At 65.5% G+C, this 20,048-nt stretch carries 19 protein-coding genes; 5 read left to right on the top strand and 14 right to left on the bottom strand.

Annotated elements, in window-relative coordinates:
• Nucleotides 1–157 precede the first annotated feature (157 nt).
• Entirely contained in the window at nt 158–1,573 is a 1,416-nt protein-coding gene (gene glgA / locus DCG74_RS16040; protein WP_172783931.1) for a glycogen synthase GlgA, read from the top strand.
• A gap of 324 nt (nt 1,574–1,897) precedes the next feature.
• Here glgA and DCG74_RS16035 read toward each other — a convergent pair whose 3' ends face one another.
• The 3 genes from DCG74_RS16035 to DCG74_RS16025 form a co-directional block, all read right to left on the bottom strand.
• On the bottom strand, nt 1,898–2,842 hold the full coding sequence (locus DCG74_RS16035; protein WP_172783930.1) for an oxygenase MpaB family protein: 945 nt from the start codon (nt 2,840–2,842) through the stop codon (nt 1,898–1,900).
• Nucleotides 2,843–2,933: 91 nt separating this feature from the next.
• On the bottom strand, nt 2,934–4,079 hold the full coding sequence (locus DCG74_RS16030) for a patatin-like phospholipase family protein (protein WP_172783929.1): 1,146 nt from the start codon (nt 4,077–4,079) through the stop codon (nt 2,934–2,936).
• A 58-nt stretch (nt 4,080–4,137) separates the two neighbouring features.
• On the bottom strand, nt 4,138–4,962 hold the full coding sequence (locus tag DCG74_RS16025) for a 3-hydroxybutyrate dehydrogenase (protein ID WP_172783928.1): 825 nt from the start codon (nt 4,960–4,962) through the stop codon (nt 4,138–4,140).
• 180 nt (nt 4,963–5,142) lie between these two features.
• On the opposite strand from DCG74_RS16025, the gene DCG74_RS16020 reads away from it, so the two are divergent.
• A complete protein-coding gene (locus DCG74_RS16020; RefSeq protein WP_172783927.1) occupies nt 5,143–6,030 on the top strand; it encodes a LysR family transcriptional regulator in 888 nt (295 codons plus the stop codon).
• A 9-nt stretch (nt 6,031–6,039) separates the two neighbouring features.
• Here DCG74_RS16020 and DCG74_RS16015 read toward each other — a convergent pair whose 3' ends face one another.
• Nucleotides 6,040–6,756, bottom strand: a complete 717-nt coding sequence (locus tag DCG74_RS16015) for a peroxiredoxin-like family protein (RefSeq protein ID WP_172783926.1) — start codon at nt 6,754–6,756, stop codon at nt 6,040–6,042.
• Between the two features lie 279 nt (nt 6,757–7,035).
• Between DCG74_RS16015 and DCG74_RS16010 the strand changes: the two genes are divergently transcribed.
• On the top strand, nt 7,036–7,515 hold the full coding sequence (locus DCG74_RS16010) for a cupin domain-containing protein (protein ID WP_172783925.1): 480 nt from the start codon (nt 7,036–7,038) through the stop codon (nt 7,513–7,515).
• A 155-nt stretch (nt 7,516–7,670) separates the two neighbouring features.
• Nucleotides 7,671–8,873: an MFS transporter gene (locus DCG74_RS16005; RefSeq protein WP_172783924.1), complete on the top strand. Its 1,203-nt coding sequence runs from the start codon at nt 7,671–7,673 to the stop codon at nt 8,871–8,873.
• Here the strand turns inward: DCG74_RS16005 and ccoS are convergent.
• The 10 genes from ccoS to DCG74_RS15955 form a co-directional block, all read right to left on the bottom strand.
• Entirely contained in the window at nt 8,870–9,037 is a 168-nt protein-coding gene (gene ccoS, locus DCG74_RS16000; protein ID WP_008550618.1) for a cbb3-type cytochrome oxidase assembly protein CcoS, read from the bottom strand. The two genes, DCG74_RS16005 and ccoS, sit on opposite strands and share 4 nt — an antisense overlap.
• A complete protein-coding gene (locus tag DCG74_RS15995; RefSeq protein ID WP_172783923.1) occupies nt 9,037–11,226 on the bottom strand; it encodes a cation-translocating P-type ATPase in 2,190 nt (729 codons plus the stop codon). The genes ccoS and DCG74_RS15995 overlap by 1 nt, the downstream gene beginning before the upstream one ends.
• Nucleotides 11,227–11,237: 11 nt before the next feature.
• Nucleotides 11,238–11,723 (bottom strand): FixH family protein, encoded by a 486-nt coding sequence (locus DCG74_RS15990; RefSeq protein ID WP_172783922.1) that lies wholly within the window; start codon nt 11,721–11,723, stop codon nt 11,238–11,240.
• 16 nt (nt 11,724–11,739) lie between these two features.
• Nucleotides 11,740–13,206, bottom strand: coding sequence for a cytochrome c oxidase accessory protein CcoG (gene ccoG / locus DCG74_RS15985; RefSeq protein WP_172783921.1), 1,467 nt, complete (start codon nt 13,204–13,206; stop codon nt 11,740–11,742).
• Between the two features lie 120 nt (nt 13,207–13,326).
• Nucleotides 13,327–14,202: a cytochrome-c oxidase, cbb3-type subunit III gene (gene ccoP, locus DCG74_RS15980; RefSeq protein WP_172783920.1), complete on the bottom strand. Its 876-nt coding sequence runs from the start codon at nt 14,200–14,202 to the stop codon at nt 13,327–13,329.
• Between the two features lie 6 nt (nt 14,203–14,208).
• Complete coding sequence (locus DCG74_RS15975; RefSeq protein ID WP_172783919.1) at nt 14,209–14,373, bottom strand: cbb3-type cytochrome c oxidase subunit 3; 165 nt, start codon at nt 14,371–14,373, stop codon at nt 14,209–14,211.
• A 13-nt stretch (nt 14,374–14,386) separates the two neighbouring features.
• The gene (ccoO, locus tag DCG74_RS15970) at nt 14,387–15,121 is read right to left on the bottom strand and encodes a cytochrome-c oxidase, cbb3-type subunit II (protein WP_172783918.1); all 735 of its coding nucleotides are present in this window, start codon (nt 15,119–15,121) and stop codon (nt 14,387–14,389) included.
• A 12-nt stretch (nt 15,122–15,133) separates the two neighbouring features.
• Nucleotides 15,134–16,783 carry a cytochrome-c oxidase, cbb3-type subunit I gene (gene ccoN, locus DCG74_RS15965; protein ID WP_172783917.1) on the bottom strand — a complete coding sequence of 550 codons (1,650 nt, stop codon included), beginning with the start codon at nt 16,781–16,783 and terminating at the stop codon, nt 15,134–15,136.
• A 226-nt stretch (nt 16,784–17,009) separates the two neighbouring features.
• Nucleotides 17,010–17,435, bottom strand: a complete 426-nt coding sequence (locus DCG74_RS15960) for an HPP family protein (protein ID WP_172783916.1) — start codon at nt 17,433–17,435, stop codon at nt 17,010–17,012.
• Nucleotides 17,436–17,475: 40 nt separating this feature from the next.
• Nucleotides 17,476–18,309 (bottom strand): universal stress protein, encoded by an 834-nt coding sequence (locus DCG74_RS15955; RefSeq protein ID WP_172783915.1) that lies wholly within the window; start codon nt 18,307–18,309, stop codon nt 17,476–17,478.
• Between the two features lie 218 nt (nt 18,310–18,527).
• Between DCG74_RS15955 and fixL the strand changes: the two genes are divergently transcribed.
• Nucleotides 18,528–20,045 carry a sensor protein FixL gene (fixL, locus tag DCG74_RS15950; protein ID WP_172783914.1) on the top strand — a complete coding sequence of 506 codons (1,518 nt, stop codon included), beginning with the start codon at nt 18,528–18,530 and terminating at the stop codon, nt 20,043–20,045.
• Nucleotides 20,046–20,048: the final 3 nt, after the last annotated feature.

The following is a 20,048-nucleotide window of genomic DNA, read 5'->3' as shown; positions in this document are numbered from 1 at the left end:
AAGTTCTTTGTTGTTGATGCGGCGACCCTAGAGGGCGGCGGCTGAGTAGGAAAGTGTTTACCGAACAGACGTGCCGCGTGGGCGGGCTTTGGAATTCCAGCACAACTGGACCCGTTCTTGCATAGCAGCAAGCGGGGTCTGAAGAGGGCGGCTGTTCTTGAGGGTCTTGTTCGTCACCACAGAGATGGACGACTTCGTCCGCGTTGGCGGACTGGGAGCCGTTTCCGCCGCCCTCCCCCGCGCACTTCGCTCCTTCGCCGATATCCGGATCATGCTGCCCGGCTATCGCGACATCATCGAGCAACTCACGCATATTCAGGTCGTTGGCCGCTGTCCTGCATTCGCGGAGATGCCGGCCTGCTCGCTCGGCCGTGCCGCGACCAAGGACGGCCTGCCGGTCTATGTGCTGTTGTGCTCGCAGCTCTACGACCGGCCCGGCAACCCCTATGGCGATGAATTCGGGCGCGACTGGCCCGACAACGACATCCGCTTCGCGCGCTTCGCCTCGGCGGCGGCTGAGCTCGCCATGGGCAAGCTGGACAAGAATTGGGCAGCAGACCTGATCCATGCCAATGACTGGCAGGCCTCGCTCGTGCCGGCTTACCTTGCCTGGCGCGGCGCCAAGCTGCCGTCGATCCTGACCATTCACAACCTCGCCTATCAGGGCCTCTTCCCGAAGGACTCGCTGCGGCGGATCGGCGCACCGGAGAGCTCCTTCCACATCGACGGCGTCGAGTTCTACGATCAGGTCTCCTTTCTCAAGGCAGGCCTCGTCTATGCTTCGCACCTCACCACGGTCAGCGGCACCTATGCACGGGAGATCACCACGGCCGAGTTCGGCTGTGGCCTGGAGGGCCTGCTCCGCCTGCGCTCGGACGCCGCCGAGCTCACCGGCATCCTCAACGGTATCGACGAGAGCTGGGACCCACGCTCCTGCGCCCAGCTCGCCCAGCAATTTGGCGCGGGCGATTGGATCGGCAAGAAGGCGAACGCGGACTACGTCCGCAAGCAGTTCGGGCTGGCGGTCTCGCGCGGGCCGATGTTCGGCATCGTCGCGCGTCTCGTGCACCAGAAGGGCATCGACCTCGTTCTGTCGGCGGCGGACGAGATCGTCGACGCCGGCGGACAGATCGTTGTCACCGGCTCCGGCGAGCCGGCGCTCGAGCAGGCCCTGATCGACGCGCACCGCCGTCGCCCCGACGCAATCGGGGTCGCGATCGGCTTCAACGACGCCCAGGCGCGACGCATCTTCGCCGGCAGCGACTTCACCTTGATGCCGTCGCGGTTCGAGCCGTGCGGGCTCAGCCAAATGTACGCCCAGCGCTTCGGCTCGCTGCCGATCGGTCACCAGACCGGCGGCCTCGCCGAGACCATCAGCGACGGCGAGACCGGATTCCTGTTCTCGAGGCCGTCGCGCGAGTCGTTCCTCGGCGGCGTGCGGCGCGCCTTCTCGGCCTTCATGGCCCACGACCAGCTCGATACGATGCGCCGTAGCGCCATGGGACGCTCGTTCTCCTGGAGCATCTCGGCCGGCAGCTACAGCGCGCTGTACCGCAAGCTGGCGTCGGTGTGAGGTCGAGGCGTTCCGCAGGCTCCGTCATTGCGAGGAGCGAAGCGACGAAGCAATCCAGAATCCCTCAGCGGTGACAGTCTGGATTGCTTCCGCCTTCGCCAAGGCTTCGGCGGACAAGTCGCTGCGCTCGCAATGACGACGCGGAGAAGGTTGCGTATCCAACGGCCCTCTCGTGCCCCGGACGCAGCGCAGCGCGTCGCCCTTGCGACGTGGTGCGCTGCTGAGCCGGGGCCCATGTCTCGACTGAGCTCGTGGCCCCTGGGTCCCGGCTCTGCGCTGCAACGCTCCACGCGTTGCAGCTTGTCCGGGACACGCCGGGAGCGCTCAGCGACGCACGTCCATCTGCGACCGGCCGATCCATGCGCGGTTGAGACACCGTGTCATCCAGTCGGGCTGCAGCTCGCCCCGCAGCCGCGCCTGCGCTTCCTGGTAGGGGCCGACATAGCGCAGCCGGTCAGGCAATTTCGGATAGGTGCGCCTGATCCACCGCAGTGCGTTGTCGGCGGATCGGATTCCGCGCGCGTCGAGCTCAAAGCCGAAGCCTGCACGCAAGCGCTCCGGCAGCATGCTCGCGGTGAGCGCGCGATACCAGCGCGGCGGCCGCAACCACGGGCGTGCGCCCGTGAAGATCTGCGTCGCGATCTCGCGTGCTGCGCTGCTGACGGTCAGCGTCTCCGACTGCGCCATCGCCGCGGTGTAGGCGACGAAGCCGGACCAATTCGCCGGCAAATCATCCCCCGTCAATCCGAACAGGGCGCCGTACAGCCTGGCCTCGCACCAATAGCGATCGCGCTCCTCCGCCGAGAGTGGCGGCAGCACCAGATCATGTGCCATGAGCGCGGTCTCGACCAGCGTCGCATGGACCCAGCGCAGCGCGGGGATGTCGTTGGCGCAGTAGCGCGAGCCGGCCACGAACGGACCCACGGTCTCGGGCATTTCGCCGACGATCATGCTGTGACGCCGATGCAGCTGCCGGGACGACAGCAGCGCCCGGTCCAGCGAGCCGAACACCATCGTGAAGACGATGTCGAAGGTGCGATGGAAGCGGCCGATCGGATCGGCAAGGGTGCGCGAATGCTCGGCGATCGCCGCCGCCACCCATGGATGGGCCAGTTGCAGCAGCAGCGCACGGCCGGCGCCGAGAAAGATCACGGCCTCCCGGTCGATCTGCCAGGTCAGCGAGGCCGGACCGAACACGCCCGCGACCGGTCCCGCCGCGTTGGCACGCAGCGTATCGAGCGACTCCTCCAGATCTTTCTCAGCGACCAATTGCAGGCCTCGCGACGAAGATACGGCGACCATACTCCGGACCGCGCGCCTGCGAAATCGTCGTCGTGCGAAGCTATGACGGACAGAGCCCTCACTCCGCCGCCATCGGCATCTCGTCCAGATGCTCGTGCAGCACAACGCCGGCGAGCGGGTCGAATTCGCCGATCCAGGGCTTGCGCGCCAGCACCGACTTCGTGTGCGCATAGCCGGCGTGCCAGCGCCGCGTGATCCCGGACGGACTGAAGTCGATATCCTTGGTATGGGTCTCGTGCTCGAGCTGCGGCGCCAGCAGCCGCACCACATGCATGCGGGTAGGGCAGCCGTAGCTCGTCAGCTCCCTCACCGCGGGATCGTTGCGCTCGCTCTCGGGCAGCCGCGCCGCAAGCTGGTTGATGACATGGCGCAGGCGATGGGCCTGCTGCTGGCGCACGATCTGGCTCGCGATGCGGCTGGAATATTGCACGTCCTTGTGCCGGTTCAGCACCTCCGCCATCGTGGTCGGCTCCGGCCCGACCGGATTCCACAGATGCACGGAGAAGATCAGCGAGTCCCTGCGCGGATTGTCGTCGAACACCGCTTCGGTCGGCGTGTTCGACAGGATGCCGCCGTCCCAATAGAGCTCGCCGTCGATGCGCACGGCGGGGAAGGCCGGCGGCAGCGCGCCCGAAGCCATCACATGCTTCACCGTCAGCTCGCCGTCGCGGCTGTCGAAATAGCGCATTTCGCTGGTGCCGACATGAGCCGCACCGACCGTCAGGCGCGGCGTGCAGCGGTTGGCGAGATCGAAATCGACGAGCTCGCCCAGCGTCTTCTCCAGCGGCGCGGTCGAATAATAGCCGGCGTGATCGGCGCCCAGCGGATAGGAATCGCCGGCATGGGCCAGCGGATTGGGCCGGAAGAAACCGGCAATGCCGTGGGTCACGGTCGACCAATAGGCCAGCTTCTCATTGAAGCCGGGAAACGCGGTGCGCCAGTCCCAGACGGGCTGCTGCTCCATCCGCTTCCAGAACTCCCGCAAGCGCGCGAGCCGGTGCTCGGGCGCGTTGCCGGCGATGAGGCTCGCATTGATCGCACCGATCGAGGTGCCGATGATCCAATCCGGCTCGATGCCGGCTTCGTGCAAGGCCTGGTAGACCCCGGCCTGGTACGAGCCGAGCGCGCCGCCGCCCTGAAGCACGAGCACGATCTGACCCGGCAGGTCGAACTTCTTGTGCTGCGAATTGTCCTGCGTGCCCATGTCTCGCTCCTGGTGAGCTTGCACCGTTCGAATATTCGACTTGCTGCGCCGGCTCATGTCAATGCGCGGTCCAACCGCCGTCGACCGGCAGCGCAACGCCGGTGATCGAGGCCGCCGCGTCCGTCGACAGGAAGACCACCAGCGCGCCGAGTTCCTCGACCGTGGCAAAGCGCTTGTTGGGCTGCTGCGCCAGCAGAACGTCGCGGATCACCTGATCGCGCGAGATGCCGTGCGCCTTCGCCTGCCCGTCGATCTGTGCCTCGACAAGTGGGGTATAGACATAGCCGGGGCAGACCGCGTTGCAGGTGATGCCTTCCTCCGCAGTTTCCAGCGCCGTCACCTTGGTCAGGCCGACGATGCCGTGCTTGGCCGCCACATAGGCCGCCTTGAACGGCGAGCCGACCAGGCCGTGCGCGGAAGCAATGTTGATGATCCGGCCAAAGCCGTTCTGCCGCATCGCAGGTAGCGCGAGCCGCGTGGTGTGGAACGCCGAGGACAGATTGATGGCGAGGATCTGGTCCCATTTCTCGACCGGAAACCGGTCGAGCGGCGCGACATGCTGGATGCCGGCGTTGTTGACCAGGATGTCGAGCCGGCCGGATTGAGCCACCGTCGCGGCGATCATCTCGGCAATCGATTTCGGCCTCGTCATGTCCGCCGGCGAATAGCTGGCCTTGACGCCGAACTCGGCGGCGATCTGCTCGCGCGTCCGGCCGATCTCGCTGGCGACACCAAGGCCATTGAGCACGATGTCGGCGCCGGAGGCGGCGAGGGCCCGTGCGATGCCGAGACCGATGCCGCTGGTCGACCCCGTGACCAGCGCCACCTTGCCGGCCAGCACGCGTGATGAAGCTGACGTCTGCGTCTTGATGGGGATGTTCATGATCCGGACCTCTTCTGGGCGCGACCTGCGCCATGGCTGTCGCGAAAGGTGCGGGATCTCCGGGATTTGCGGAAATGCCGGTTGGCTTCCGAGTCCATACGCCCGCGCTATCGCAGGCGGGATGTCATTTCCTGCCCTGATCGGCTAGATTTCCGGTCGATTTCTGCTGGGAGCCGATCCATGGAAATGCACCAGGTCCGCTATTTCCTCGCGGTAGCGCAGCTCTTGAACTTCACGCGCGCGGCCGAAGAGTGCAACGTGACGCAGCCGTCGCTGACGCGCGCGATCAAGCAGCTGGAGGCCGAGCTTGGCGGCGACCTGTTCCGCCGCGAGCGCCCCGCCGCGCAATTGACCGAGCTCGGCCAGCGCATGCATCCGCTTCTGAAGCAGTGCTATGACGCGGCCATCGGCGCGCGCTCGCTCGCCTCCTCGTTCAGGAGCGGAGAGATCGGCGCGCTCCGCATTGCGCTGACGCATTCGATCGACCTCGCTTTGCTGATTCCACATCTCAACGAGATCAAGCGGCAGTTCAACCGGCTCGAATTCCGCTTCCTGCGCGGCTCGGGCCGCGAGGTCGGCGACTTCCTGAAGAAGGGCGAAGCCGAGCTCGGCATCGCGGCCGAGATCGACGAGGCCTGGGACCGGCTGGACGTCTGGCCGCTGTTCACCGAGAGCTTCGAGCTCGTCGTCGGCGACGGGCACCGCCTGGCCGGCCGCAGCTCGGTCGAGCTGGACGATCTGCGATCGGAGCTGCTGCTGAGCCGAACCTTCTGCGAGCACGCGCGCCGCATCTCCGCGAGCCTGCGCGAGCACGGCATCGACATCGAACAGGGTCATGAGGTCTCGAACGAACGCGACTTGATCGAGCTGGTCGAGGCCGACATGGGCATCGCCATGGTGCCGCACACCTCACCCGTGCCGGAGCGGCTGACCCGCGCCGCAGTCACGGGGCTGGACACCCGCCGCACCGTCAACCTCTATGGGGTCGCCGGCCGGCAACGCACCGCCGTGGGCAACGCCGTGATGCGCATGCTGCGCGGCGCCGACTGGCGCGAGATCGCGGGATAGCGCCGACGCTCAATTCTCCCGGCTCGCGCGCTCCAGCGCTTCGATCAGATCGTCGATCTCCATGCGCTTGCGGAAATCCGGATCGACGAAACGAGCCCTCACGATGCCGTCGCGCCCGACCACGAACACGGCCGGGATCGGCAGCATCCACCCGTCATTGCCGTGAAATTTCGCCATGTCCTGATAGGACAGCAATTGCTGGATCTCGGCGCCGAGCCAGATTGCGAGGTTGAGCGACAGCGCATAGCCGTTGTCGAGATCCGTCAGGATCGGAAACGGCGCGCCGGATTCGGCCTTGAGCTGCCCGGTATATTCCTGCGTCTCCGGCATGATCGCGACGACCTGCGCCCCCATCGCCTTGATGCGGTCCACCGACTGGACCACGGCACGGACATTGAGCCGACAATAGGGACACCAATGACCGCGGAAGAACATCACCGCGAGAGGGCCGCGCGCCTGCAGCGCGGGCAGCGACACGAGACGCCCACCCTCGTCCGGCAGCATGAACGGCGGCATCGGATCGCCCGGCCGCGGTGCGGTCTCGCCACCGCCGTTGCCGTTCAAGCGCGCGACCAGGCGATCGACCGCCTCGCCATAGGCCGGAAAGACCTTGCGGCTGGCATCGGCATAGGCGCGGAGCTGTTCGTTCAGCGTGCCGTCCATGTCGCGGCAGCGCTGGAAGGCGAGCCTGAGTTGCTCGGCGTCGGCTGGCGAGAGAGACGTCATCTTCCTGCTCCGGCTTTCTCTGAGGGCGAATATTAGTTTCCCGGCTCGCCCGCCCGCAAGAGGCGACCGCAATCCAATCGGGCGTGCTGGCATCGGACGCTGGATGCCGCAAAAGCGGAAATGCCGATGCCCAATCGGTTCGATAGCTGCCGCCTATCGGCATAGCGCCGGGCTATCGCATCGAGAGCAAGCCGGCATTTCAAGATGGAGAGGGTCTCGGGCGAAGCTCCTGCCATAGCCCGCGGCCATCAGGGTTGCGGCCAACAGAGGAGACTTTCCATGTCTAGCCATCTCACAATGTCGCGCGTGGTTTGGACCGGCGTTGCCGTTCTCGGCGTACTGACATTTGCGACGCCGGTTTTCGCCGGCGAATGTCCGGCCGGCAAGACCAAGCCGAACGCGCAGCAGATGGTCGACTACAAGCCCGTCGGCGTCACCGACGTGACGCTCGGCGCGATCGATCTCGGCAAGCAGCCCGCCCATATCGAGGGCCGCGAGCTGCGCTTCCGCAAGCTGACCATCGAGCCCGGCGGCATCGTGCCCTGGCACAGCCATGACGACCGCCCCGCCCTGATCTTCGTGCAGCAGGGCGAGATCGTCGAATACGCCTCCAACTGCGTCGACCCGATCGTGCACAAGGCCGGCGACATCCGCCCCGAAGTCTACGGCACCTCGCATTGGTGGAAGAATCTCGGCAAGGAGACCGTCATTCTCTACGTCGGCGACGTCCGCAAGGATCCCAACGACCATCACATGTGATGAGCGCCAAGTGTGCCGTCGTTCCGGGGCGCGACGTGAACTCTGGTGCGCCCTTGCGCACCTGAGAACCTTGAGATTCCGGGTCTGGTGCTCCGGGCCGCTTCGCGGTCCCGTCCGCACCAACCCGGAATGACGGATTAACGGAGAGCCCTGTCATGACCGATCTTTCCGCGTCGATGAAGCCGACCGCGATGACGGCGGATGCGCATTCCCCTGGCCTCGCGTTTCGCTCGCTCGTGATCGGCCTCACCGCCTTCCTGACGGTCGTCGATCTCTTCGCGACGCAGGCGATCCTGCCCTCGCTGACGCGGCACTACGACGTCACGCCCGCGGCAATGGGCTTTGCCGTCAACGCCAGCACCTTCGGCATGGCCACAGCAAGTCTCGTGGTGGGCTTCTTCAGCCCGCATATCGACCGGCGAACCGGCATCCTGCTGAGCCTGGCCCTGCTTGCGATCCCCACCAGCCTGCTGGCTGTCGCGCCCAATCTTGCCGTCTTCACCACCTTGCGGGTCGCGCAGGGCCTGTGCATGGCGTCGGCCTTCGCGCTCACCCTCGCCTATCTCGGCGAGCAATGCAGCGCCATGGACGCCGGCGGCGCGTTTGCCGCCTACATCACCGGCAATGTCGCCAGCAATTTCGTCGGCCGGCTGATCTCGGCCGCATTGGCCGATGGCCTCGGCCTCGCCTGGAACTTCTATTTCTTCGCGGCGCTCAATCTTGCCGGCGCGGCGCTGGTCTATCTCACCGTCAACCGCGTTCGGCCGATGCATGCGATGATGCCGGCGGCTTCGCCGCTTGCCGCCACCATCGCGCATTGGCGCAATCCGCAGCTGCGCGCCGCTTTCGGCATCGGCTTCTGCATCCTGTTCGCCTTCATCGGCACCTTCACCTACGTCAATTTCGTGCTGGTGCGGCCGCCGCTGTCGCTCGGCATGATGGATCTCGGCCTCGTCTATTTCGTCTTCCTGCCGTCGGTCGTCACGACGCTTCTGGCCGGCAAGGTAGCCGCGCGGCTGGGAACGCGGCCCACGATCTGGAGTGCGCTCGCCGTCGCTGGGCTCGGCTTGCCCTTGATGCTGGCGCCGCATCTCGGCGAGGTGCTCGCCGGCATGGTCCTGGTCGGCGTCGGCACATTCTTCGCGCAGGCCGCCGCGACGGGTTTCGTCGGACAGGCCGCAGCCGACAACCGCGGCATCGCCAGCGGCGCTTATCTCGCGTGCTATTTCTGCGGCGGGCTGGTCGGTACGGCCGTGCTCGGCCGGCTGTTCGACAGCTTCGGCTGGCAGACGTGCGTCTGGGGCGTCGGGGCCGCCCTCGCGCTGGCGGCCTTGCTCACTTTCGCCCTGAAACGCTAGCGTTTCGCCGGCGCTTCCTGCGGCGGCTCGTCGTCGGCAATCGCACGCCAGGCGGCGCCGTCAAGATCGTCGTACTGGCCGCTCCTGAGCGACCACAGGAAAGCGACGAGGCCGGCACCTCCGAGCATCAAGGCCAGCGGGACCAGGATGACCAGGATCTCCATCACACGAACTCCCGCGAGGCGCTGCGGGCGCGCAGCGAGTTCAGCATCACCAGGATCGACGATCCGCTCATGGCCGCGGCCGCGATCAGGGGCGTCACGACGCCGCTGATCGCAACCGGCACCGCGAGCACATTGTAACCGATCGCAAGCCAGAGGTTCTGCCGCATCAGGTGCAGCGCCTTGCGCGAAGCGTCGATGGCGGCGACGACGGGGGCCAGCGGCCGGCCGAGGAAGACGAGATCGGCGGTGGCCTGGCTGAGATGCGCGGCCGAGATCGGGGACATCGAGACATGGGCCGCCGCGAGCGAGGGCGCATCGTTCATGCCGTCGCCGACCATCAGCACCTTCATGCCCCGCCGCTTCAATTCTTCGATGCGCGCGATCTTGTCGGCCGGCGTGACGCCGGCACGCCACTCGGAAATGCCGAGTGCATGCGCCGCCGCCTTCACCGCGGGCTCGCGGTCGCCGGACAAGATCTCGATGCCGATGTTGCGCTCCTTCAGCGCTGCGATCACGGCCTGCGCATCGGGGCGCAGGCCCTGGCGAACCGAGAGGATGAACTTCTTGCTGCCCTTGCTGAACGCCACGATGGAGGCCTCGGGATCAAGCGCGGCGACGCCGACCAGCGCCTCGGCGCCGCAGAAGGAGGGGCGACCAAGGCGAAGCGCGACGCCGTCGACGGTTGCGCGGACGCCCTGCCCGGCCTCCTCCACAGCGCCGACGATCGGAGACTTCGCACTGGCAGCCTGCGCAACCGCAGCCGCCACCGGATGATGGCTCGAGAGCGCGAGCCGGCCGGCGAGCTCGAAAATATCGGCGGGGATATCGGCCGCGTTCATGACTTCGAGCTCGGGCAGCGTCAGCGTGCCGGTCTTGTCGAAGATCACATGATCGGCTTCGGCCAGTCGCTCGATCGCATCGCCCGCATTGAGCAGCACACCTGCCCTAAACATCGCCCCCGAGGCCACCGTCTGCACGGTCGGGATCGCGAGCCCGAGCGCGCAGGGACATGTGATGATCAGCACGGCAACGCCGGTCACGATCGCATCATGCCAGGAGGCACCCCCGATGACCCAGCCGAGGATGGTCAAAAGCGCGGTCGCATGCACCACGGGCGCGTAGAGCCGCGAGGCTCGATCGGCGAGGCGCATGTAGCGCGAGCGCGCCTGGAGCGCGTTGTCGAGCAGCCGCGTGATCTCGGCGAGCAGCGTCGCCTCGGAGGCGGCCGAGACCCGCACCCGCAAGCTGCCGGAGATGTTCATCGATCCCGCATAGACCGGCGTGCCCTGCTCGGCCGTGACATAGAGTGTCTCGCCGGTGATCAGGCTCTGGTCGATCTCCGAACGCCCTTCGATCACGGTGCCGTCGACCGCGCAGCGCTCGCCGGGCCGGAGCAGCACGATGTCGCCGGGATGGATCGCCGCGACCGGCACCTGCGAGATCTCGCTGGGCCCGACGAACTTCGCCGCCGTCTCCGCCTTCAGCGCCGCGAGATTGCCGGCGACCGCGCGGGTCCGCCGTCGCATGTTCTGGTCGAGGAAGCGGCCGACCAGCAGGAAGGTCAACAGCATGATCGCCGCATCGAAATAGGCATGCTCGGCGTGATGGATCGTCTCGACCACGGACATGCCGAGCGCCAGGATCACGCCGATCGAGATCGGCACGTCCATGTTGGTGGTCCTCGCCGACAGCGCGCGCCAAGCCGAGCGGAAGAACGGCTGGCCGGCATAGGCCGCCGCCGGCAGCGCGATCAGCGCCGACAGCCAGTGGAAGAAGTCGCGCTGCTCCGGCAGCATGTCCGAGACGTTGCCCGACCACACCGGGATCGACAGCATCATCACGTTCATGGTGGCAAAGGCCGCAACCCCGAGGCAGCGCAGCAGGAAGCGGGATTCGGCGACCTCGGTGACCTCGGCGCTCTCGGTCTCGAACGGATAGGCCTTGTAGCCGAGCTCTTCGAGCCGATCGATGAAGCGGTCGGGCTCGAGCGTGCCCGCCTTCCATTCCAGCGCGACGCGGCGGTCGGTGAGGTTGACGCGCGCCAGCGTAACGTCGGGGATGGCCGAGAGCCCGCGTTCGATCTTGGCCATGCAGCCGGCGCAGTGAACGCCCTCGACGGCGAGATCGATGTGCCGGAGGCCCTCGCCCGCGTCGCGGACATAGTGAGAGAAATCGCGCGTGACCTGCATGACCCAATCCTTCAGTTCAGGATCACGCGGTTGCGCGACATGAACACGCGCGTCCCCCGCGCCTCGCCCTCGATCACCAGGTCCCATTGGCCCGGCGCGACCGACGCCGCATTGCCGCGATAGAGACCACTGCCGGCTTCGCTGAGCTCGACCGCAAGGTCGGCGCGCTTGTCGGTCGGCCGCTCCAGCCGGCCGCCGAACTTCAGCCCGGAGATCGGCTGGCCGCCGGCATCGCGGGCTTCGACCTGGACCGAAGCGCCGCCGTCGTTGCGGCGCTCGATATGGGCGTTGACCTTCCATTTGCGCGCGGCCTGGTCCTGCGCCGCCGAGATCTCGTGCTCATAGGTCAGGCCCGCGGCGTAGGGGCTGTCGACGTCGGTGCCGGGCAGCGTCGCGATCGCGAGCTTCATCATCGTCGCGTTGACGCCGATCACGAGGCCGAAGAAAGCGACCAGCATCAGGAAGACTTTGGTTCCGGTCAGCGGCTTGGAAGCCATGGCAGTCTCCTGATTCTCAAGGCGAGACGAAATTGTCGGTGGCGGAAGCGACAACGCCGAGCCCGATGTCCGTGACGTGGAAGTGGACCGGAATCGACTTCTCCGGATTGTTGTCGGCCGGCGCGGTGACGAGGAGCCGCAGCTCGCTCGTGGCATCGCGCGGGATCACGATCATCGGCCGGTCCGGCGTCACCGAATCGACGCCGACGACGTGAACGGTCGAGTTGACCGGCCCATTGGCGTCGATCGCGATGAGGCGGTCATAGCCGCTCTTGTTCAGGAGCCGCACCGTATAGGCGTTGCGGATCGAGCCGTCGCTGAGCTTGACCGCGACCGGGTTGCGGTCGTGCAGCACGTTGACGTCGAGCAGGCTGCGGGTCGCCAGCGTATAGATCATGATGCCGCCGACCGCCGCGATGATCGCGCTGTAGACGACGGTGCGGGCGCGGACGATCCGGTAGATCGGCGCCTTGCCCTCCTGGCGCCGGTGGATGTTGATGTCGTTGTCGTAGCCAATCAGCCGCTTCGGCCGGCCGATCTTGGTCATCACGTTGTCGCAGGCATCGATGCAGAGCCCGCACTGGATGCATTCCATCTGCGGTCCGTTGCGGATGTCGATGCCAGTCGGGCAGACCGCCACGCACTGGTAGCAGTCGACGCAATCGCCGACCTGCTGCCCGAGCGCGCGCAGCTCGGCGGCCTTCTTCACCGAGGTGCGCTTCTCGCCACGGTCATAGCGATAGGTGACGTTGAGCGCCCATTCGTCGGTGAGCGCGGCCTGGATACGCGGCCAGGGGCAAATATAGGTGCAGACCTGCTCGCGCATGTAGCCGGCGAGGATGTAGGTCGTCGCGGTGAGGATGCCGATCCAGATATAGGCGATCATCGGCGCCTGGAAGGTGACGAGCTCCTTCACCAGGGTCGGCGCGTCGTTGAAGTAGAGCACCCAGGCGCCGCCGGTCCACCAGGCGATCAAGAGCCAGATCGAATGCTTGAGCACGATTTCGGAGATGCGCTCGAGCTTCATCGGATCGCTCGAGGCATCCTTCTTCATGCGCTCGCGCCGGTCGCCCTCGATCAGGCGCTCGACCGCATAGAACAGGTCGGTCCACACCGTCTGCGGACAGAGATAGCCGCACCAGATCCGGCCGCCGATGGAGTTCATCAGGAACAGCGCCACCGCGGCGACGATCAACAGGCCGGTGAAGTAATAGACCTCCTGCGGCCACAGCTCGATGAAGAAGAAATAGAAGCGGCTGTTGGGAAGATCGATCAGCACCGCCTGGCTCGGCGCGCCGAGACCGCGATTCCAGCGCACGAAGGGCAGGAAATAGTAGACACCGAGGCAGAACGCCATCAGGCCCCATTTAATCCGGCGGAATGTGCCGGAGACGCTCTGGGGATAGACCTTCTTGCGGGCTGCGTAGAGTGGCCCGTAGTCATCGTCCGTTGTGAGGTCTTTCGGGTTCACGGTCTTGTTCATCGCCAAAACTTTTCAAGAGGTGCGATTAAACCTAGACCCGACACCGCCGCATCAGTTGATCCAGCTCAAACGGGGGCGCTTTTCTTCGCCCCCGCCGGAAGTCGTCGGTCGCGGAACGGCCTATTTACCGCCGCCCAACGAGTGGACGTAGACCGCCATCGCCTTGATGGTGGCGGGATCGAGCCGGCCTTCCCAGGCCGGCATCACGCCGGCGCGGCCCTGGCTGATCGTCTCGATCAGGCTCGCCTCGTCGGAGCCGTAGAGCCAGATCTTGTCGGTCAGATCAGGTGCGCCCATCTCCTGGTTGCCCTTGGCGGCGTCGCCGTGGCAGGCGGCGCAATTCTCCGCGAAGATCTTCTGGCCCTTGGCGGCGTCATAGCCGTTGCGGGTGGACAGGCCCGAGAGCGACCGCACGTAATTGGCGACCGTGACGATCTCGTCGCCCTTCAGCACGCCGTCCTTGCCGAAGGCGAGCATCTGGCCCTCATGGGTCTTGGTGTGGCCGGAACGCGCGCCGAACTGGATGGTCTGCATGATCTGGTCGAGCGTGCCGCCCCACAGCCAGTCGTCGTCGTTGAGGTTCGGGTAACCCTTGGCGCCGGCACCGCCGGAACCGTGGCACGGCGCGCAATTGTCGCCGAACACGGTCTTGCCCTTGGCGCGGGCGAGCGCCAGCAGAGCCGGGTCCTTCTCGATATCGACGAGCGAGGCCGTGCCCAGCGCCGCCATCTTGTCACCCCGGATCTTCTCGAGGTTGGCGAGCTCGACGGCGACGTCGGCGCGCGAGGAGTAGCCGAACAGGCCGGTGGTGTTGCTTTGGATCAGCGGCCAGGCCGGATAGACGATCCAATAGCCGATCGCCCAGACGATGGTGAGGTAGAAGCAGATCACCCACCACCGCGGCAGCGGCGTGTTGAGCTCCTTGATGCCGTCCCACTCGTGCCCGGTCGTGGACTTGCCCGAGACGGAATCGATGTCGCTAGAATGATCGGTCATGATGTCTCACTCCTCCCGCAAGGGCAGGTGCGCTGCCTTGTCGAACGCAGCCTTGTTACGGGGCCAAAAAGCGTAGGCGATGATCGCGAGAAAGATCGCGACGAACGCCGGGGTCCAGATCGTCGTCACGAGATCGGACGCAAGATTATGGACGGTCAGGATGGCTTTCATCGTTCATGCCTTCTCAGCGAAGATTGGCTTTCTCGTTGTAGATCTTGAAGTCGACCAGCGTGCCGAGCATCTGCAGGTACGCGACGAGCGCGTCCATCTCGGTCGGCGTGCCGGTCTTGCCGTCGAAATTGCGTACAACGGCCTTGGCGTAGCGCTTGGTGAAGGCGTCGGTGCCGGCATTGTCCGGATCTGCTTGGGCCTTCAGGTCGGCTGCGGCATTGGCGACCTGTTCGTCACTATAGGGGACCCCGACGGTCTTGAGCGCGCGCATGTCGCCGGCGATCGCATCCGGGTCGACCTCGGCCTTGCTCAGGAACGGATAGCCGGGCATCACCGACTGCGGCACGATCGCGCGCGGGTTGGTCAGATGCGTGACGTGCCACTCGTCGGAATATTTGGCGCCGACGCGGGCGAGATCCGGACCGGTGCGCTTGGAGCCCCACTGGAACGGGTGGTCGTACATGCTCTCCGCGGCGAGCGAGAAGTGACCGTAGCGCTCGACCTCGTCGCGCAAGGGCCGGACCATCTGCGAGTGGCAGAGATAGCAGCCCTCGCGGACGTAGACGTTACGTCCGGCGAGCTCGAGCGGCGTGTAGGGCCTGACCCCGTCGACCTTCTCGATCGTGCTCTTGAGGTAGAACAGCGGGGTGATCTCGACGAGACCACCGACCGCGATCACCAGCAGGATGCCGACGATCAGGATGATCGAGTTCTTTTCGAAGATTTGGTGGCGTGTCCAGAACGACATTGCTTGAGCTCCTCATTCCGCCGGCTGAAGAGCGACGGGCATCTGGACTTCCTGTTCGCCGACGCGAACCGTCATCCAGAGATTGTAGGCCATGATCAGCGAGCCGATCAGGAACAGGCCGCCGCCTGCGGCGCGGATGATGTAGAAGGGATGCATCGCCTCGACGGTCTCGATGAAGGAATATTCGAGGAAGCCGAGCGAGGTGTAGGCGCGCCACATCAGGCCCTGCAGGATGCCGGACACCCACATCGCCGAGATGTAGAGAACGATGCCGAGGGTGGCGATCCAGAAGTGCCAGTTGACGAGCTTGAGGCTGTAGAGACCCTTGCGATTCCAGGCCCACGGCACCAGGCAGTAGAGCGCGCCGAAGGAGACGAAGCCGACCCAGCCGAGCGCGCCGGAATGCACGTGGCCGATGGTCCAGTCGGTGTAGTGGCTGAGCGAGTTGACCACCTTGATCGACATCATCGGGCCTTCGAAGGTCGACATGCCGTAGAAGGCGACGGAGACGACGAGCATGCGCAGCACGGGATCGGTACGCAGCTTGTCCCAGGCGCCCGACAGCGTCATCAGGCCGTTGATCATGCCGCCCCAGGAGGGCATCCACAGCATGATCGAGAAGGTCATGCCGAGCGTCTGCGTCCAGTCAGGCAGCGCCGTGTAGTGCAGATGGTGCGGGCCGGCCCAGATATAGAGGAAGATCAGCGCCCAGAAGTGGATGATCGACAGCCGATAGGAATAGATCGGCCGTTCGGCGCGCTTCGGGATGAAGTAGTACATGATGGCGAGGAAGCCGGCGGTCAGAAAGAAGCCGACCGCGTTGTGGCCGTACCACCACTGGAACATGGCGTCCTGAATGCCGCCCCAGGCGATGTAGGACTTGGAGCCGAACACGGAGACGGGCAGCGCGGGGTTGTTGCCGAGATGCAGCACCGCGATCGTCACGATGAAAGCGAGATAGAACCAGTTCGCGACGAAGATGTGCGGTTCCTTGCGCTTGATGACGGTGACGAGGAAAACCAGCAGATAGACCACCCAGACGATGGTCAGCCAGAGGTCGGCGTACCATTCCGGCTCGGCATATTCCTTCGACTGGGTGACGCCGAGCAGATAGCCGGTGCCAGCGATCAGAATGAAGAAGTTGTAGCCCACCACGACGAACCACGGCGCGAGGTCGCCGGCAAGGCGCGCACGGCAGGACTTCTGCACCACGTAGAAGGAGGTCGCGATCAGCACGTTGCCGCCGAAGGCAAAGATCACGGCGGAGGTGTGCAGCGGCCGCAGGCGGCCGAAGCTGGTCCACGGCAGATCGAAGTTCAGCGCGGGCCAGGCCAGCTGCGAGGCGATGATGAGACCGACGAGAAATCCGGCAATGCCCCAGAACATCGCCATGAAGGCGGAGAACTTGATCGGCCCCATGTTGTAGTTGGGTCGGCCGTTGATTTCCTGCGGCGGCAAAGCCGCCGGCCGTTCGAAGTAGCGGTTGACGATGAAGAACACCGCAGCCACGCTCGCCGCCGCGCTGAGCGCGGCGTGGAATGCGAAGGGCGCATCGAGCGCCTTGGCCGAGGCGATCACGCAGAGGAAAGCGGTGACTGCGAATACGACAGCCAAGCCGCTTTCACCGATGGTCATGGATTTTGAGATGGAGGGCTGGCTCATGCGGATTCTCTCTGAAAGAACACGCTGCCAGAAACCACATCCACCCTCGCGGGGAATTGATTGAAATCAAGATGGATGGATTTCTGTTAATGTGAGCCGATGTGCCGCCAGCTGAGTGCCTTTTCGCCCCGCGCGTAGCGCCATCGCGCGCGAGGGCTTGGTTCTGTAGGCACGCTTGGAGACACCTCCGTGAAATCACGGAGGTTGGAACCGAGGGATCCAGACGTCACTCCCGCGCCGTCGCCTTGAGCGCCGCGATGACGTCCTCGCGCGCGATGATGCCGACCAGCTTCTCTATGCCATCGAGCACGATGATGCTCCTGATGCGGTGCTCGACCATGATCTGGAGCACGCGTGTCAGCCGCGTGTCGGGGCTCACATAGATGAACTCGGGCGTCATGACGTCGCCGATCTTGCGGCTCATCAGGTCGTCGTAGCGCGGCAACATCTGGCTCGGCGTGAAGGCGAAGCACTTCAGGATGTCGAACTTGGTGACGATGCCGACCACCTGCCCGTCGTCTTCGACAGGGTAGGAATTGAAATCGTCGGTCTCGAACATCTCGCTGAGCTGGAACAAGTCGAGGCCGCGCTGCACCGTCTTGACGTTGCGCGTCATGTAGCCGTCGACGGTCTGTTCAAGAAATTGATACACGGCGCGTCCTCCTCGATTCCTCAATTGGCCGGCCGGATGGTCAGTGCGACAGCAGCACGCTGCGGGCGGTTTGCGTCACCAGATATTGGGTGACGCCTCCGAGGATCAGTTCGCGAAATCTCGAATGACCATAGGCGCCCGCGACGATCAGGCCCGCGCCGATGTCACCGGCGACTTTCTCCAACCGCGCAGCAGCGGTTTCGTTTCCTGCGGCCTCCAGGACCCGCGCCGTCGCGGTGACGCCGTGACGGCCGAGCCAGGCGGCAACGTCGCTGATCCCGGCCATCACGGCCGAACGGTCGTCGCCCCGCTCTGGGATTTCGACGATGGTGACGTCCTTCGCCTTGTGCAGCATCGGCAGCGCGCCCGCCACCGCCCGCCGCGCTTCCGGCGTGTCCTTCCACGCCACCAGCACGTTGCGCAGATCGAGCCAGTTGGCCCTGTCGGGAACGACGAGCAGCGGGCGACCGGCCTGCATCACCAGGTCCTTGGGGCTCGCCAGCGAGAAAGCGTCGGAGAAGGCCGGGCTCTGCCCACCGCTGACGACGATGTCGGCGCAACGCGCCTGCGCCGCGACGAAGCGCGCCGGATAGTCCATGGCGCTGCGCCACTCCGCATGCCCGCCGCGATTTTTCACGGCCGCGCGGAATTGCGCTTCGAGGCCGGCGAGCCGCCGCCTGATCGAAGCTTCGCCGTCGTCGATCAGCGCTTGCGCCTCGGCGCCGTCGGTGAAATAGAGCGGCGGGGCGAACTGCGCTGCTGCGACCCCGATGATGGCCGCCTCGAATCGTTCGGCGAGTTCGCCTGCGACCTGAAGACGCGCTTCGTTGGGCTGATCGAGCGCCAGGCTGACCATGACGGTCGCGTATGTCATCGGATATCTCCAGCATTACAGAATTTTTTCGAATCCTAGACCTGCTGCCGCGCAACAGGCTGAGATAGATCAAATCCGACGCTGCTGGTGGCTCGCTCTCCGTGTGATGGGAATCCGCCAGTGAATTCAACGTCCGCGCTTGCCTACGGGCATGGCTTGGGCGACATTCCAGAAGCGGTAAAGGCATCCTGCCGGCCCGCCGAGAATAGGAGCAGAGCTTGGCGCCGACCCGCGTGACCCATCCGGCAGACGATGGTCGGGGCGAGCATTTCCGGGTCCGCATCGAGGGATTCGGCGTCGGCACCTGGGACCTCGACCTGCAGACCCGCGAACTCGAATGGTCGGACATGGCCAGGCGGCTGTTTGGCCTGCAGCCGGACCAGGCCGTCAGCTACGATCTCTTTCTTTCGCTCTTGCAGCCCGCCGATCGGGACCATCTCCTGAAAGCGATCGGGCGCGCCTCGGAAGGCGGCGGGGGTCTCGACCTGTCCTTCAAGATCGGCGGCGCGTCCGGTAACGGCCAATGGATCCGGGCCAGGGCCGGCGTGATCCGGGACGATGCGGGCACGCCGCGTCACCTCAGCGGGATATTCCTCGACATCAACGAGGAGAAGCAGCTCGAGGAGGCGCTGCGCTCCCAGGAGAATCATCTTCGCTCGATTCTCGAAACGGTGCCCGACGCCATGATCGTCATCGATTCACGCGGCATCATGCAGCTCTTCAGCAGCGCCGCGGAGCGGCTGTTCGGCTACAGCAGGCAGGAAGCCATCGGGCGGAACGTAAGCATTCTCATGCCGGAGCCCGATCAGTCGCGTCACGACAGCTATCTCGCGCGCTATCTCAGGACCAATGATCCGCACATCATCGGCATCGGCCGGATCGTGACGGGCAAACGCCGCGACGGCACGACGTTCCCGATGCACCTGTCCGTCGGGAAGACGCAACGCGCGGGCGAGCCCTATTTCACCGGCTTCGTGCGCGACCTCACCGAACACCAGCAGACCCAGGCGCGGCTCCAGGAGCTGCAATCCGAGCTCGTGCACGTGTCGCGGTTGACCGCGATGGGCGAGATGGCTTCCGCGCTCGCCCACGAGCTCAACCAGCCGCTGGCGGCGATCAGCAATTACATGAAGGGATCGCGGCGCCTCCTCGCCGGCAGCACCGATCCCAACATGCCGAAGGTCGAAAGCGCGCTGGACCGCGCCGCGGAGCAGGCCTTGCGCGCCGGCCAGATCATCCGCCGCCTGCGCGACTTCGTCTCCCGCGGAGAATCGGAGAAGCGGGTCGAAAGCCTGTCCAAGCTGATCGAGGAAGCCGGCGCGCTCGGGCTCGCCGGCGCGCGCGAGCAGAACGTGCAGCTCCGCTTCAGCCTCGATCCCGACGCCGACCTCGTTCTCGCCGACCGGGTGCAGATTCAGCAGGTGCTGGTCAACCTGTTCCGCAACGCGCTCGAGGCCATGGCGCAGTCGCAGCGGCGCGAGCTCGTCGTCGCCAACACCCGCGTCGCCGACGGCATGATCGAGGTGGAAGTCTCCGACACCGGCATCGGCTTCCGGGAAGACATCATTCCAAACCTGTTCCAGACCTTCTTCACCACCAAAGACACCGGCATGGGCGTGGGACTCTCGATCAGCCGCTCGATCATCGAGGCCCATGGCGGCCGCATGTGGGCCGAGAGCAACGCAGCGGGCGGAGCGACATTCCGCTTCACCCTGCCGGCAACCGACGAGAGCTGATTC

The sequence above is a fragment of the Bradyrhizobium sp. WBAH42 genome (genome assembly GCF_024585265.1).
Lineage (GTDB): Bacteria > Pseudomonadota > Alphaproteobacteria > Rhizobiales > Xanthobacteraceae > Bradyrhizobium.
The sequence above is the reverse complement of the archived record's forward strand: the minus strand, read 5'-3'. Positions and strand labels throughout refer to the sequence as shown.